The organism is Clostridium sp. HCS.1 (genome assembly GCF_047900555.1).
Taxonomy (GTDB): Bacteria; Bacillota; Clostridia; order Clostridiales; family Clostridiaceae; genus Clostridium.
Genome location: NZ_CP170704.1, coordinates 406,061 through 421,186, shown reverse-complemented (window position 1 = coordinate 421,186; position 15,126 = coordinate 406,061). Strand labels below are relative to the sequence as shown.

The 15,126-nt window shown below is 29.0% G+C and carries 17 protein-coding genes, 1 pseudogene and 1 other annotated feature (1 of these 19 running past the window's edge); of the genes and pseudogenes, 7 read left to right on the top strand and 11 right to left on the bottom strand.

The window, feature by feature from the left end:
- Window positions 1-154 (top strand) — a binding site (T-box leader); it begins 66 nt to the left of the window's first position.
- 57 nt (window positions 155-211) lie between these two features.
- A complete protein-coding gene (gene thrS / locus ACFYH6_RS02115; RefSeq protein ID WP_416179303.1) occupies window positions 212-2,149 on the top strand; it encodes a threonine--tRNA ligase in 1,938 nt (645 codons plus the stop codon).
- Between the two features lie 179 nt (window positions 2,150-2,328).
- Window positions 2,329-2,493 (top strand): annotated as a pseudogene (locus tag ACFYH6_RS02110) (winged helix-turn-helix transcriptional regulator); the annotation flags it as partial.
- 173 nt (window positions 2,494-2,666) lie between these two features.
- Here the strand turns inward: ACFYH6_RS02110 and ACFYH6_RS02105 are convergent.
- The 6 genes from ACFYH6_RS02105 to ACFYH6_RS02080 form a co-directional block, all read right to left on the bottom strand.
- On the bottom strand, window positions 2,667-3,224 hold the full coding sequence (locus ACFYH6_RS02105) for a sugar O-acetyltransferase (protein ID WP_316345006.1): 558 nt from the start codon (window positions 3,222-3,224) through the stop codon (window positions 2,667-2,669).
- Window positions 3,225-3,424: 200 nt separating this feature from the next.
- Window positions 3,425-3,607, bottom strand: a complete 183-nt coding sequence (locus tag ACFYH6_RS02100; protein ID WP_316345005.1) for a hypothetical protein — start codon at window positions 3,605-3,607, stop codon at window positions 3,425-3,427.
- Window positions 3,608-3,771: 164 nt separating this feature from the next.
- Complete coding sequence (locus ACFYH6_RS02095; RefSeq protein ID WP_316345004.1) at window positions 3,772-4,350, bottom strand: 5-formyltetrahydrofolate cyclo-ligase; 579 nt, start codon at window positions 4,348-4,350, stop codon at window positions 3,772-3,774.
- An 11-nt stretch (window positions 4,351-4,361) separates the two neighbouring features.
- A complete protein-coding gene (locus ACFYH6_RS02090) occupies window positions 4,362-5,372 on the bottom strand; it encodes a homoserine dehydrogenase (protein WP_416179304.1) in 1,011 nt (336 codons plus the stop codon).
- 31 nt (window positions 5,373-5,403) lie between these two features.
- Window positions 5,404-6,357, bottom strand: a complete 954-nt coding sequence (locus ACFYH6_RS02085) for a metallophosphoesterase family protein (protein WP_416179305.1) — start codon at window positions 6,355-6,357, stop codon at window positions 5,404-5,406.
- A gap of 180 nt (window positions 6,358-6,537) precedes the next feature.
- Window positions 6,538-8,235, bottom strand: a complete 1,698-nt coding sequence (locus tag ACFYH6_RS02080; RefSeq protein WP_416179306.1) for a PTS transporter subunit EIIC — start codon at window positions 8,233-8,235, stop codon at window positions 6,538-6,540.
- 512 nt (window positions 8,236-8,747) lie between these two features.
- Here ACFYH6_RS02080 and ACFYH6_RS02075 point away from each other — a divergent pair.
- From ACFYH6_RS02075 to ACFYH6_RS02060, 4 genes are read left to right on the top strand one after another with little or no spacing between them, the layout of a single operon-like run.
- Window positions 8,748-9,410, top strand: coding sequence for a DUF969 domain-containing protein (locus ACFYH6_RS02075; RefSeq protein WP_416179307.1), 663 nt, complete (start codon window positions 8,748-8,750; stop codon window positions 9,408-9,410).
- Window positions 9,411-9,422: 12 nt separating this feature from the next.
- Window positions 9,423-10,352 (top strand): DUF979 domain-containing protein, encoded by a 930-nt coding sequence (locus ACFYH6_RS02070; protein ID WP_316345073.1) that lies wholly within the window; start codon window positions 9,423-9,425, stop codon window positions 10,350-10,352.
- Window positions 10,353-10,371: 19 nt separating this feature from the next.
- Complete coding sequence (pcp, locus tag ACFYH6_RS02065) at window positions 10,372-11,013, top strand: pyroglutamyl-peptidase I (RefSeq protein ID WP_316345074.1); 642 nt, start codon at window positions 10,372-10,374, stop codon at window positions 11,011-11,013.
- On the top strand, window positions 11,013-11,465 hold the full coding sequence (locus ACFYH6_RS02060) for a gamma-glutamylcyclotransferase family protein (protein ID WP_416179308.1): 453 nt from the start codon (window positions 11,013-11,015) through the stop codon (window positions 11,463-11,465). Before pcp ends, ACFYH6_RS02060 begins: the two co-directional genes overlap by 1 nt.
- 340 nt (window positions 11,466-11,805) lie before the next feature.
- Here the strand turns inward: ACFYH6_RS02060 and ACFYH6_RS02055 are convergent, their stop codons facing one another.
- From ACFYH6_RS02055 to ACFYH6_RS02035, 5 genes are all read right to left on the bottom strand, one after another.
- Window positions 11,806-11,949, bottom strand: a complete 144-nt coding sequence (locus ACFYH6_RS02055) for a DUF6019 family protein (RefSeq protein WP_416179309.1) — start codon at window positions 11,947-11,949, stop codon at window positions 11,806-11,808.
- Window positions 11,950-11,985: 36 nt separating this feature from the next.
- Window positions 11,986-12,486, bottom strand: a complete 501-nt coding sequence (locus tag ACFYH6_RS02050; RefSeq protein WP_416179310.1) for a DNA topology modulation protein — start codon at window positions 12,484-12,486, stop codon at window positions 11,986-11,988.
- Between the two features lie 34 nt (window positions 12,487-12,520).
- Window positions 12,521-12,709 (bottom strand): hypothetical protein, encoded by a 189-nt coding sequence (locus tag ACFYH6_RS02045; RefSeq protein WP_316345079.1) that lies wholly within the window; start codon window positions 12,707-12,709, stop codon window positions 12,521-12,523.
- 113 nt (window positions 12,710-12,822) lie between these two features.
- Window positions 12,823-13,185, bottom strand: a complete 363-nt coding sequence (locus tag ACFYH6_RS02040; RefSeq protein ID WP_416179311.1) for an acylphosphatase — start codon at window positions 13,183-13,185, stop codon at window positions 12,823-12,825.
- A gap of 101 nt (window positions 13,186-13,286) precedes the next feature.
- On the bottom strand, window positions 13,287-14,153 hold the full coding sequence (locus ACFYH6_RS02035) for an AraC family transcriptional regulator (RefSeq protein ID WP_416179312.1): 867 nt from the start codon (window positions 14,151-14,153) through the stop codon (window positions 13,287-13,289).
- A 226-nt stretch (window positions 14,154-14,379) separates the two neighbouring features.
- On the opposite strand from ACFYH6_RS02035, the gene ACFYH6_RS02030 reads away from it, so the two are divergent.
- On the top strand, window positions 14,380-15,117 hold the full coding sequence (locus ACFYH6_RS02030; protein WP_416179313.1) for an NAD-dependent protein deacylase: 738 nt from the start codon (window positions 14,380-14,382) through the stop codon (window positions 15,115-15,117).
- Window positions 15,118-15,126: the final 9 nt, after the last annotated feature.

Below are 15,126 nucleotides of genomic sequence, written 5' to 3'. Positions count from 1 at the left end.
ATCTTATTTGAATTTAGTTGAAGACCACCTCTGAGCGGCTCTAATAAAGCCCGTCAATATCACGTTACGATATCTTAAGAGGCCTACTTATATATTTAGGCAATTAAGGGTGGAACCGCGGGAAATATAGAATTTTATCACTCTCGTCCCTTCTATTATTGAAGGGATGGGAGTTTTTTTATTTTTAAAATACGAAGGGAGAATATAAGAAATGATTAAAATTACTTTAAAAGATGGATCTGTAAAAGAATTTGAAGCTGGTATTTCAGTACTTGATATAGCTAAAGCAATAAGTGAAGGTTTAGCTAGAAATGCTTGCTGTGGAATAGTTAATGGGAAGGTTGTAGATTTACGTTATACTGTAAATGAAGATTCAGATCTTGCAATCTGTACATTTGATTCTCAAGAAGGTAAAGATGCTGTAAGACACAGTATATCTCACGTATTAGCTTATGCTGTTAAGAGATTATATCCAGAAGCAAAATTAGCCATTGGACCAGCAATTAATGATGGTTTCTACTATGACTTTGATGTAGAAAATTCTTTCTCTGCTGAAGATTTAGTTAAGATTGAAGATGAAATGAGAAAAATAATAAAAGAAAATCCTTCAATAGAAAGATTTGAATTACCAAGAGCTGAAGCTTTAAAATTAATGGAAGATGCTAAGGAGCCATATAAGGTTGAACTAATAAATGATTTAGGAGAAGATGAAGTTATTTCCTTCTACAAAATGGGAGACTTCGTTGATTTATGTGCTGGACCTCACTTAATGTCATTAAAACCAGTTAAAGCTGTTAAACTTCTTAGAAGTGCTGGTGCTTACTGGAAGGGTGACGAAAAGAATAAGATGCTTTCAAGAATTTATGGAACTGCATTCTTAAAGAAATCAGATTTAGATGCTCATTTAGAAGCTTTAGAAGAAGCTAAAAAGAGAGATCACAATAAATTAGGAAGAGAACTTAAACTATTCACTACTGATGAAAAAGTAGGTCAAGGATTACCATTATTAATGCCAAAGGGTGCTAAAATAGTTCAATTGCTTCAAAGATGGGTTGAAGATGAAGAAGAAAAGAGAGGCTATGTATTTACAAAGACTCCTTATATGGCTAAAAGTGATTTATATAAGGTTTCTGGGCACTGGGATCACTACAAAGATGGTATGTTTGTTTTAGGAGATGAAGAAAAGGATACTGAAGTTATGGCTTTAAGACCAATGACTTGCCCATTCCAATATACTATTTATAATGCTGAACAACACTCTTATAGAGAATTACCTATAAGATATTCTGAAACTTCTACTTTATTTAGAAATGAAGCATCAGGTGAAATGCATGGTTTAATAAGAGTTAGACAATTCACTTTAGCTGATGGACATATAGTTTGTAGACCAGACCAAGTGGAAGAAGAATTTAAGGGTTCTCTTGAGTTAATAAAACACATAATGAGTACTTTAGGTATTGATGGAGATATTTCATATAGATTCTCCAAATGGGATCCAAACAATACTGAAAAATATATAAACAATCCAGAAGCTTGGGAAGAAACTCAAATATTAATGAAGGGTATCTTAGATCACCTTGAAATTGATTATGTTGAAGCTGAAGGAGAAGCTGCATTCTATGGACCAAAGCTTGATATTCAATTCAAGAATGTTCATGGAAAAGAAGATACAATAATAACTATCCAAATCGACTTCGCTCTTGCAGAAAGATTTGATATGACTTATATAGATAAAGATGGAAATAAGAAACGTCCATATATAGTTCACAGATCTTCAATTGGATGTTATGAAAGAACTTTAGCTATGCTTATTGAAAAATATGCTGGTGCATTCCCAACTTGGTTATCACCAACTCAAGCAATAGTATTACCTATTTCTGATAAATACAATGACTATGCTGAATCAATAGTTAAAGATTTTAAAAATGCAGGAATAAGAGTAAACGGAGATTACAGAGCTGAAAAGATAGGTTATAAAATTAGAGAAGCTAGACTTGAAAGAATTCCTTATATCCTAGTTGTTGGTGAAAAGGAAGCTGCTAACAATGAAGTTTCTGTAAGAAGCAGAAAGAATGGAGAAGAAGGAGCAATTCCAGTTTCTGAATTAAAAAATAGATTAATTTTAGAAATAGCTAACAAAGAAAGATAAGATAGTAAGAATATAACATTTTACAATTAATATATTAAAGATAAAAAGGCGCTTAGACGCCTTTTTATTAGTTATTAAGAAAGTTAATTAATATGTGCTACTGCTCTAATTTCAATTAATTGATCAGGAAATGCCATACCAGAAAACCCTACGAGAGTTCCAGCAAGCTTATGATTTTATTAAGTCCTCAATTAAAAGAATTGGAGGCAGATGCCTTGGTTATTCGTAAAGAATATCCTCAAGTTCCACCTAAAGTTGAGTACAGTCTGACACAGAAAGCGGAAACCCTATTACCTATTTTAGAAGAGTTATGTGAGTGGGGAGAAAAAAATCAGAATAATTAAACAATGTCATATTCGCTACTTAGCGATCTAGGCTCATTCCTTGCAAAATCGAAATCATATCAATATTATCTTTTACAATTTATATACTAAATGAAAAAATCCAGCAATAGCTGGATTTCTCTAGATTTTTATTTTATGTGTTTATCGTAATTTAAAGAAAATTTATCTCACTATTATTTGTCCAATTTTCTTATTACTTTACATGGATTTCCTGCTGCTAACACATTTTCTGGAATACTTTTAGTTACTACACTTCCAGAACCAATAACTGCATTTTCCCCTATTTTTACTCCTGGATTAATTGTAGTTCCACCACCAATCCATACTCCATCTCCTATTTCAACTGGATTTGCATATTCTAGTCCTTCCATTCTTTCTTTAGGTGATAAAGCATGATTTGCAGTAAATATATTTACATTTGGTCCTATCATAACATTATTCCCTATATTTACTCTTCCACAATCTAATATAGTACAATTAAAGTTAGCATATGAGTTTTCTCCCCAATGAATATTGTAACCATATGTACATCTAAAAGGCTGTTCGATATAAAATTCTTTAGGGCTCTCACCAAATAAACATCTTAATAAATCCATCCTTTTTTCAACTTCTCTTGGATGTAATGAGTTATATTTAAATATAATTTCACTAGCATTTTGCCTATCATTAAATAATTCTTGGCCTAATGAAACATACCATTCCCCTCGTAACATCTTTTCTTTTTCAGTCATATCATATGTACCTCCAATTTCTTATTGTCATAAATTATTGGTCATCATTTTATTTTTTTCTTTATAAAGAAATATAAATACTAGAAAAAACTAAAGAAAATAGCATTAGAATTGTGGCTACCCCAGCATCTCCATCCTTATTTTACCAGTAATCTGTAAAAAAAGAAAGCTACTATATAGCTTTCTTAATATAAATAAGTCTATTTATTTTCTTCCATTAACTTCTTAAGCTTATTTTGAAGTAGCCAAACCTTCTTTTGCTTTCTATTATAAGCAACCATTCTATCCTTATTATTTGTACTAGATTCCAAAAGTTTAGTTGTCTTTTCTTCATACATCTTTACAGCTTCATTAATAATTTGAAGTTCTTCTTTATTAAACATAAAAACACCTCTTACTCAAATGTAAAATAATTGATCATGCTATAATTATCATTTTATATTATAGTTTATAAAGATATGCTTTTCAAATTTAAATATTGTAAAATCACTTCTTCTATTAAAATTCATTATATTCTCTTATAACTAAAGCTTTTCAATTTCAACTATTATTTATAAATTTTATTAAATTTTGTATTTGTTATTATATAATCGAATTTAATATCATGATTTTCTCCATGAATAAAATCTACAATTTGTAAATCATATGCTAATACTACTTTATTCCTTATTGCTTTTATATCTTCTAAATATCTATCGTAATATCCTCCACCATATCCTATTCTATTACCGTAAAAATCGAAAACTGCACCTGGAACCACTATTAAATCTATTTTTTCTTTTTCAATATAATTACTATCATCAATAGGCTCTAATATTCCCATTGAATTTTTCTTTAAATCATTAAAGGATTTTAATCTAATAGCCTTCATAGACTTATCTTCTTTATATATCTTAGGTATAAATACTTTCTTTTTATCTTCTAATGCTTTATTGATTATATTTTCGGTCTCTACTTCACTACCAAAACTTAGATAAATAAATATATTATTAGCTTTTATATATAAATCAGAAGTTATTAGTATTTTATAGATTTCTTCATCCATTGCATTCTTAGTCTCTTTACTTAAAGAGTTCCTTATAGATAAAATCTTATTCCTTAATACCCTTTTCTCTTCTCTATTCATAACTTCTCCTATTAAATCCCTCTATTTTTCAAATTAATTATATCTCTTAATATAGATGCAGCAGCATTTATTGTTCCTGATGCACCACCAATAATGCTAATATCTCCTAAGGTATCTGTCTTATAACATACACCTTTATTTTTATTATCTACAAAGTATAGTGGATGCTGGCTATTTAATACTTCTGGCCTAACATAAGCCTTAATTTCATTATTTTCTCTATAGACTTTTCCTATTAATTTTATCTTATTTCCCCTATACTTTTCTTCTATTATCTTATATTGCTTTAAATTATTTATTCCTTCTACTTCTATATCCTTTAAAGTTAAATTAGAATTCATTAAAACATTTGCTAAAATCAATATTTTGCCAGCAGTATCAAAGCCTTCTACATCCAAATTATAATTAGCTTCAGCTATTCCTAAGGAAATAGCATCCTTAAGAGAAGTTTCATAGTCTATTTCTTCTTCATACATTTTAGATAAAATAAAATTACTAGTTCCATTTAGAATAGCTTCAATAGATAATATATCTGCTCCTGCTATATCAAAGCTTCCTACATTAATAGAAGGTAATGCTCCTCCAGTAGTACATCCTATTCCTAATTTCACATTATTTTTATCTGCCATATTTCTCAAAGCTTTATATTCTAAAATAATAGGTCCCTTATTTCCCGTAACTACATTAATTCCATTTTTCAATGCTAATTTAATATGAGTTAATCCAGGTTCTCCTGATTCTATATTTGTACTTGTAAGCTCTACTAATGTATCTATATCATTATTATTAATAATAGTATTTATATTTATATCTTCTTTAAAATCTAAAGTGTTTAAGTTATAGTTTTCTCTTATTATACTTTTAAGATTTATACCTTCCTTATTATAAATACCACCATTACTTTTAATAATATATTTAATATTTATATTTAATCCCTTTGCTTTGAGGGTATCTTCCTTATCCACTAATAGTTTTATAAAAGCCTTTCCAACTCCTCCAAAGCCTATAAGCCCTATATCCATAGTTCTTCCCCCCTATATTAATACAATAAGTTTATTTTGAAATTTCTATGTTATATCTCCATTGCTTTTCTTTTATATCTCTTGCTTTAATTGTAACAGTATTCCCAGTTACCTCAACATAAATTCCACTAATATATTCATCTTCTCTTCTAATTCCTCTTTCTTCATATTCATCAATTACTAAAGTATAATGAACTGCACCTGTATTTACTATGGTAAATGGCTTATCTAAAGATATGCTATTATCAGATAAATCTCTATGGGTATGAGAAGAAAATAATATTGCCTCTGGATACTCTGATAATATATTTCTTAGCTCTTCCTCTTGCTGAACTCCAACCCACTTGCTATTTGGATATTCTAATTGCTGATGTAAAAATACAAAAATAGGTTTTCCTTTTTCATATTTCTCAGCTATCTTTTCTTTAAGCCAATCTAATTGTTCCTTAGACAAAAAGGCTGTTACTGAATTCATAGTTTCAGAATTACCATCTTCAGAACCTAAGGAAATAAAATGATAATCTTTTATCCACTTATCATGATATACCTTTTCTTCTCCTGCAAATTCTAAGTAGTTATTAATAAAACCTTCAACTTCCTCCTTGGAATTTGTCTCAATATTATAATCAAAAAATTCATGATTACCTATATTCTTTATTATTATTTCAGGTAATAAATCCTTATTTTTTTCTAAGATTTCATTCATGGAGTCGTATTGCTCATCTATTCCTTGATCTACATTATCACCATTTAAAATTAGTGCATCCATATTTGGATTTATTTTATAAAAATCATCTATTGCTTTTTGAAAATGATTTATATTCTCATGTACATCTCCGAAAACACCAAAAGCAAGATCTGGATTTGTAATCTCTACTACTTCTTCAGCCTTCTTAGGAAAGATTTTAGATCTATTTATATATAATAATGAAGCTGCTATTAGAATAAAAATTGTACTTAAAGTCATTATTTTTGCTTTTTTCATTTCCTACTCCTTTCTAAGTATTATAGGTTTTAATATTCATATAACCTATACTTTTTATCTATATAATAATAATTTACCACTTATTTAGGAATATTTTAATAAAAAAATACAAATTTAACAGATTTTCTATATAAAAATAAAAACTCAGGAAACTAAATTTCCTGAGTTTTTTTATTTAAACTAATCTATATCTAAGATATTTTTAATTTCATTTTTGTAAGCATCTGCTTTTGCACCAAAGATAGCTTGAATTCCATTACCAACTTCAACTACTCCTGCTGCTCCTAATGCTTTTAATTCATCTTTGTTAACATTTGCTTTATCTTTAACTTCTACTCTTAATCTTGTAATGCAAGCATCAACGCTAACTATATTTTCTTCTCCACCTAAAGCTGCTAAAACTGCTGGAGCTTTTTCAACTATTTCGTTGTTCTTTCCGCCCTTTTTGTTTCCAGCTTTTTCATTGATATCAGCTTGAGGGATTCCAGCTTTTGCTTGATAATCAGCTTTTGAATAAAGCTTAACTTCTTCATCGCTTTCTTCTCTACCAGGAGTCTTTAAGTTAAACTTCTTAATTAAGAATAAGAATAAGAAGTAGTAAACTACTGCATAAACTATACCAACTAAGATTAATCTTAACCAGTGAGTTGGAACTCCTGCTCCTGCTGGTAATAAACCGAATAATGTAAAGTCTATTAAACCACCTGAGAATGTCATACCTATAAATACATTAAGTATATCCATTAACATGAATGATAAACCTGCTAATACACAGTGAACTACGTATAATACTGGTGCAACGAATAAGAATGTGAATTCAATTGGTTCTGTAATACCAGTAAGTAATGCTGTAACTGCTGCTGATGCTAATAATGATCCAACAACCTTTTTCTTGCTTGGAGCTGCTGTTCTATACATAGCTAATGCTGCTGCTGGAAGACCAAACATCATGAATGGGAATTTACCAGCCATAAATCTTGTAGTACCTGAAACCACTCTAGCCATATCTGCTGATGAAGCTCCAACTAAGCTACTCATACTTGATAATTGAGCAAAGTAAGCTGTATTAGCTCCTGCAACTGTTTGCCATGCACCATCTACTAAAATTTGTCCATCAACAAATGATCCATACCAGAATGGTGTATAGAATACATGGTGTAATCCAAATGGAATTAATGCTCTTTCAATAAGTCCATAGAAGAATGTTCCTATAGCTCCTGCATTTCTAACTAATTCTGAAAGTACACCTATACCATTTTGAACTACTGGCCATATGAATGCTAATAAAGCACCAACTATTGCCATAGCTAAAGAAGTAATTATTGGAACAAATCTTGATCCTGAGAAGAATCCAATAACTTGTGGTAATTGTATTGTATGATATTTATTGTGTAATATTGCTGTAACTATACCTGTAATAATTCCACCGAAAACTGACATATTTAAAGTAAATATACCTAAGTTAGTAGTAACATAAGTACCATATTCACCAACTGCATCTGGAGTAAGAACTCCTAATTGAGTTAATCCTAATGCTAACATTGAAGATATAACTTGGTTCATAACTATAAATCCGAAGATTGAAGCTAATCCTGCAGTTCCTTTATCCTTTTTAGCAAGTCCAACTGCAACACCTACTGCAAATAATAATGGTAGGTTTCCAAATATGATATCCCCTATATTTTTCATTATTGTTAATATTGCTGTAACAACTGGGATATTAACAAAAGCCATTAATGGTTGATAAACTGCTGGGGCATTTTCTAAACCTGCAATTCCTAATAAAGCTCCACCAACACCTAGCAATATACCAGCAATTGGTAATGCTGCTATTGGAAGCATTATAGCTTTACCGATTCTTTGTAATTGTTGTAACATTAATAATTCCTCCTTAAGTTAATCTTTATAAATAAATTAATCATTTGATAATTGCTAAAGTAGAATGTTTCTATTTACAGATATTATTTGCATTTATTTTTAATTTTATTATAAATTTATGAAAATAAAAAAGGACCAAAACTTATAGATATAGTTATAGTATACCTATAATAATTTTAGTCCTTGCCTGCTTTACCAGTAACACACTACTTATTTGATTATGCTCATATACTATCATAAAAAAAATCAAATGTAAATGTTTTTTTCGAAAAAATTTTATTGATATTTTATTTCAGATCTCATTAATTAAGTCATTTTAATTATATAAAAACTATCTTTTTATTTTTTTACATATATTATATTAAAAATACTTATAAACTAATTATCTATTTATCATTTTTTAGTGTTAATTCTGTATAAATTATCAAATATTTCTATGGATTTTTTGTAAAAGTGCATATATAATATTATCTATACTTTATATAACAAATTTCGAAAGGATTCGATAAAAAATGGCATTAATAGGAATACTAATAATCATAGTAGGATTTGCTCTTAAATTTAATACAATTGCAGTTGTAATTGTTTCTGGTATTGTAACAGGATTAATTGCTGATATGAGCATTTCTGAAATATTAACAACTTTAGGACAAACCTTCGTACAAAAAAGAGAAATGAGTTTATTTCTTTTAACATTACCAGTAATAGGTTTATGTGAAAGATATGGATTAAAAGAAAAAGCAATAGAATTAATTAAAAAAGTAAAAGGTTTATCTACTGGTAAACTTATATCAGGATATCTATTTATTAGAGAGGCTGCTTCAACTATGGCAGTTAAACTTGGTGGACATCCTCAATTTATAAGACCACTTATTAACCCGATGGCTCAAGGTGCTGCTATTTCAAAATACGGTGAACTTGATGAGAAGGATGAGGATTTAATCAAAGCTGCATCTGCTGCTAATGATAACTATGGTAACTTCTTTGGACAAAATGTATTTTTAGCTAATTCAGGTGTTTTACTAATTGCTGGTACTTTAGAAACCCTTGGATATAATGTTGATACCTTACAAATTGCTAAAGCTTCAATTCCTGTAGCTATAATAGCATTTATTTTAGGAGTTATTCAAAACTATTTATTAGACAAAAAACTTTCAAAAAAATATAAAAAATAGGTAGGAATATATATGGATATTAAAGCAATTTCAAATATACTATTAGAAATATTCTATATTATGGTTGGTTTATTCTTTATACTAACTATGATGTTTACTTTAAAAGATAAAAATCATAAAACTAGATATGGTACATCTTTATTCTGGGGAATTCTTGGTGTTATATTTATACTTGGAGAAATTATTCCATCAGTTATCACTGGTTCATTAATTGTAGTAATAGGTGTTTTAGCTGCCTTTAATCAAATTAATATTGGAACTTTAAAAGATTTAGATACAACTTTTGCAAGCTTAAAGTCAAAAGAAATTGGAATAAAAATATTTATCCCATCATTAATAATAGCTTTAGTTGCATTAGTTATTGCTCAATTCACAGAAATCTCTGGTGTTGCTGCTGTTGGTATTGCAGCTATAGTAGCTTTAATAACTACATTTATATTAACTAAAGCTAAACCTAGTGAGTTCTTAGAGGATAGTAACAGAATGTTCCAAGCTGTTGGCGCCACTGCAATATTACCTCAATTATTAGCTGCACTTGGTGCTTTATTCACAGCTGCTGGTGTTGGTGACATTATATCAAACATAATTTCTGGAGTAATTCCACAAGGGAATATACTTGTAGGAGTAACTGCTTACTGTGTGGGAATGGCTTTATTTACTGCTATAATGGGAAATGCTTTCGCTGCATTTTCAGTAATAACTGTTGGTATTGGAGTACCTTTTGTATTTGCTCAAGGTGGAGATCCTATAATAGCTTCTGCTTTAGCTATGACAGCTGGTTTCTGTGGAACTTTAATGACTCCAATGGCTGCTAACTTCAACATATTACCAGTGGCATTATTAGAAACTAAAGATAAGAATGCTGTTATAAAATATCAAACTCCATTTGCAATAATTTTACTTGCAATACACATAGCATTAATGTACTTCTTAGCATTTTAATTAATAAGGAGGATAACAAATGAAAATATTAATTACAGGTTTTGATCCTTTTGGTGGAGAAAATATAAATCCAGCTTTAGAAGCTGTTAAGAAATTACCTGATACTATTTTAGGACATGAAGTTATTAAACTTGAAATACCAACTGTATTTAGAAAATCTCTTGAAAAAATTGAAGAGAATATTAAAAAACATAATCCAGATGTAGTAATTTCTGTTGGCCAAGCTGCTGGTAGATTCGGAATCACTCCTGAAAGAGTTGCTATTAATATAGACGATGCAAGAATTAAAGATAATGAAGATAATCAACCTATTGATATATCTATATATGAAGATGGTGAAAATGCATATTTCTCTAACCTACCTATAAAGGCTATGGTAAAAGAAATGATTGACAACGGAATTCCAGCTTCTGTATCAAATACTGCAGGAACCTTTGTGTGCAACCATGTTATGTACGGAATTTTATACTTAATAGATAAAAAGTACCCAAATATGAGAGGTGGATTTATACATGTTCCATGTATTCCAGCTCAAGCAGCTACAAAGCCTAATATGCCATCTATGTCAGCAGATGATATAACTAAAGGGCTAGAACTTAGCATAAAAGCAGTTATAGAAAATTCATCAGATATAAAAACTATAGGTGGAACTATCTGCTAATGAATAAAAAGTTAAATATTTTTGTATATGGTAGTTTAAGAGAAGGCTTTTTTAATTATGACCTTTATCTAAAAGGAAAAATTAATTCTATAAGACCAGCTGAAATAAGCGGTTTTGAATTATATCATATGCCTTATAAGGGTTATCCAGCAGTATTGCCTGGAAATACTACCATAGTAGGTGAAGTTGTTGAACTTACGGATTATGATGCAACAATAGAACCTATGGATAAAATGGAAGGCTTCTTAGGTGAAGGAAATCCAAACAATGAATACTCAAGAAAAATTGTAAAAGTAAAATTAACTGATGATGAAAGCTATGAAGATTGTTATTCTTATTTTTATAATAAGGATGTAGATCCAAGATTCCAAGATGAAGCCATACATATACCAAATGGTGATTGGAAAGCATATATGCTAAGAGAAATGAAAAATGTAGAATGTAAAATGTAGAATTAATGATAAAACTCAGCTTAGCAGCTGAGTTTTTTTAATTTTTTTATTAAAATACTTGTTATCTTACAACTGTGGACCTCACAAGCTCCAAGTCGACATACGCATTAATAACTAGCAATTTTATCATTATATCTTATATTTAACTTTAAAAATCAAAGGAGAAAATTCAGCAAAAGCTGAATTTTTTATATTAAAAAAGTATTATATTCTCCTACTGTCGACCTCGCAGGCTCCAAGTCGGCCTGCGCATTAATATATCAAGGTTTCTCCTTATACAGTTTATATCTTGTAAAATTAATAAGTTAATGTTAAAACTCAGCATAGAGCTGAGTTTTTATTATTCATTATAAGTATCCTTTTCCTTCAATTTATCGTATCTTTTTAGCGCATTGAAAACTCCATTTTCTACTGCCTCTTTTATAACATAGTATAAAATAACAAAGAAAATTATACCACCTATTACTCCTAAAGTATTTACCATATTACTTCACCACCAATATTTAAATAATTGTAATGATTATAGATTTCTTAAAAATTCATTGCACTCTTTTCTATTTTTAAATATGTATATTTGTTTGTCTTTTTCTTCTTTAAGTATTTTATAAAATTTATCTCTATGTTCTTTATTGAAGTTCCATATCCATTGTAAAAACTCTAAATCGATTTTTTCTGGGCATCCTTCTGCCATATCTTCTCTAACTTTTCCACGATGTTGTATTACTCTTTTGAATACTCCTAAGAGGCATGTCCTTCTTGGATAATCTAAGTAAATTACAGTATCGCATCTATTTAATCTTTCTTTTAATGTCCTATCATAGTTACCGTCAATTATCCATTTATCCTTCTTTAGTTCTTCTCTAAGTAAAATATTAAATTCTTCTCTAGGTATATTAATCCACCCTTCTCTCCAAAACAGTTTGTCTAAATGGACTACTGGCAACTTAGTTTTTTCTGATAAAGCTCTAGATAATGTAGATTTTCCACTACCTCCACAGCCTATTATTATTACTCTATCCATTTCTTATTTATCTCCTACGTATATTATAATATATTCATTTTATACCCTCATTTTCTTCTATACCATTGCCTATTAATTCTTTTAGTTCATCAACGCTCCTAACATTGTTGCCACAATTATTTCCACAACAGATACCCTTCTTAATTGGTGCAATTAAAAATCCTGCAACAACTCCCCCCAAAAAACAAGTAAGTCCCAATAATATTTTTTCTTTATTTTTCATATATATCCTCCACCCTTACACATAACTTTTATTAGAATAATTATATCATATTAATATACATTTTTATCCATTATCAATTCTTTATATTAGAATTATATATAATATATTTTTCTTTAATAAACTGTAATAAATTCTTTTTCTTCATCTTTAACTAGAATATCTACTTCCTTAATATCAGTAACCTTTATTCTCTTTATTGAACACATATAAGTTTTTAAAAATTCTATTTTATCTCTTTCCCCTTGTATTTCTGCTTCAACTTTTCCATCATCTCTATTTTTAACCCATCCTGTTAATTTAAGTTTTGTGGCAATAAGATAAAGCTCATATCTAAAGCCTACTTTTTGTACCTTTCCAGAAAAAATTATATTTTTTCTAACAACATCACTTCTTTTAAATTCAGGAAGCTTAATATCTTCACCTTCATTTAATATATACTTATCCTGCAAATTTTTTAATAATTTTTTTATTAACATTTAACTTACCTTCTTTAAATAATTTTATCTTATAAATATTATAATATGTATTAATTAACAAATTCAAAAAGAGTGCCCATTAAAGCACTCAAATTTTTAATCTAATTTATTTTCTTTTCTACAGGTATCCATATTTCACAAAATAAATCTTTATCACTATTTTCCGGATAAAATTCAAAATCTAAATCATCTAACATATTATAATCAGAGCTAGGTAAAAACTCTTTAAATATTCTATCCCAAGTATCACTAATACATTCTGCATCTGTTCCTATACATTTAAATACTGCCCAAAGACTAGGTTTAACATTTAAAATTGTATATCCTTCTGGAAATTCTCCACCATCATATTTCATTGCTATAGCATAATCAAAACTATTACTTTCTTTTGAAATAGGTGTGCAAACACCATATGAATCGTACTCCTTAGAATATTTGCTTAATTCATCAAAAACTCCTGTATCACTACATTCTTTCCAGAAATCAGGTATTTCTGTATTCCCCTCTTCTGAAATACTTTCGTTTCTAAAGGATCTAACTTTACCTAATAGCCTAAATTTTTCTTTCTCAACAATCTTGTAATCCATTATTGTTCCACCTTCCAATATTATTTTTATTAAAAGGGGATTAAAAGATTTTAATTGTATTCCTGAGCCCTTTGCTTCCTTAGGGGTAACTCCATGAAACCTTGCAAAAGCTTTAGAAAAACTCTCTGGAGAATCATATCCATACTTCATAGAAATATCTATAATCTTAGAATTAGACATAGAAAGTTCTTGTCCAGCCATAGATAGCCTTCTTTTTCTAATATAATCATTGGCTGTTATTCCTGTAATCATACTAAAAAGTCTATGGAAATGATAGTTTGACATATAAACATACCTTGCAACATCTTCATAATTTATATTTTCTAAGATATTTTCTTCCATGTAGTTAATTGCTCTTTGTATACTTTGAATACAATCCATCTTTTCTTCACCTCATATATTTATTGTAAGGTTTTATAAATTTTAATTCCTAGCTTATCTTGCTCAATTTTGTCCATTAATCTATTGAAATATATGTTTCTTTTTATTAAAAAATATAATTAATACCTTAATTATATCACTTTTGTTAATTTATTCCTTATTTTATTTTTCCAATTATTTGTGTAATAATAAAAATATAAAATATAATAAGGTCGGTGATTAAATTATGAGTACTGAAATAGAAAAGTTATCTCAAATACTAAAAGAAAGTAATAATATTGTATTCTTTGGAGGTGCAGGAGTTTCTACTGAATCAGGTATTCCAGATTTCAGAAGTTCCAATGGTTTATTTAATGAAAAACTTAATATTACCTTTACCCCTGAACAATTGGTATCTCATAGCTTTTATATAAGATATCCTGAAGAGTTTTTTAACTTTTACAAGGCTAAACTAATATATCCTGAAGCAAAGCCTAATGAAGCACATATTGCTTTAGCTAAGCTTGAAGAAATGGGAAAATTAAAGGCTGTTATAACACAAAATATAGATGGACTTCATCAAGCTGCTGGAAGTAAAAATGTATTTGAACTTCATGGATCTGTACTTAGAAATTATTGTGTTAAATGTAATGCCTTTTATGACGAAAAATTTATATTAGAATCAAAAGGAGTACCTACTTGCACTAAATGTGGCGGAAGAGTTAAGCCTGATGTAGTTCTTTATGAAGAAGGTTTAGATGATGCTACTATTAGAGGAGCTGTTGATGCAATAGCTAAGGCTGATACCTTAATAATTGGTGGAACTTCTCTTGTAGTTTATCCAGCTGCTGGACTTATAAATTACTTTAGAGGTAAGAATCTTATTCTTATAAATAAGAGCACAACTTCTGCTGATAATAAAGCTGATTTAGTTATTCATGATTCTATTGGTAAAGTTTTAGGAGAAGCCGTTAATAATTTATAAACAATACAT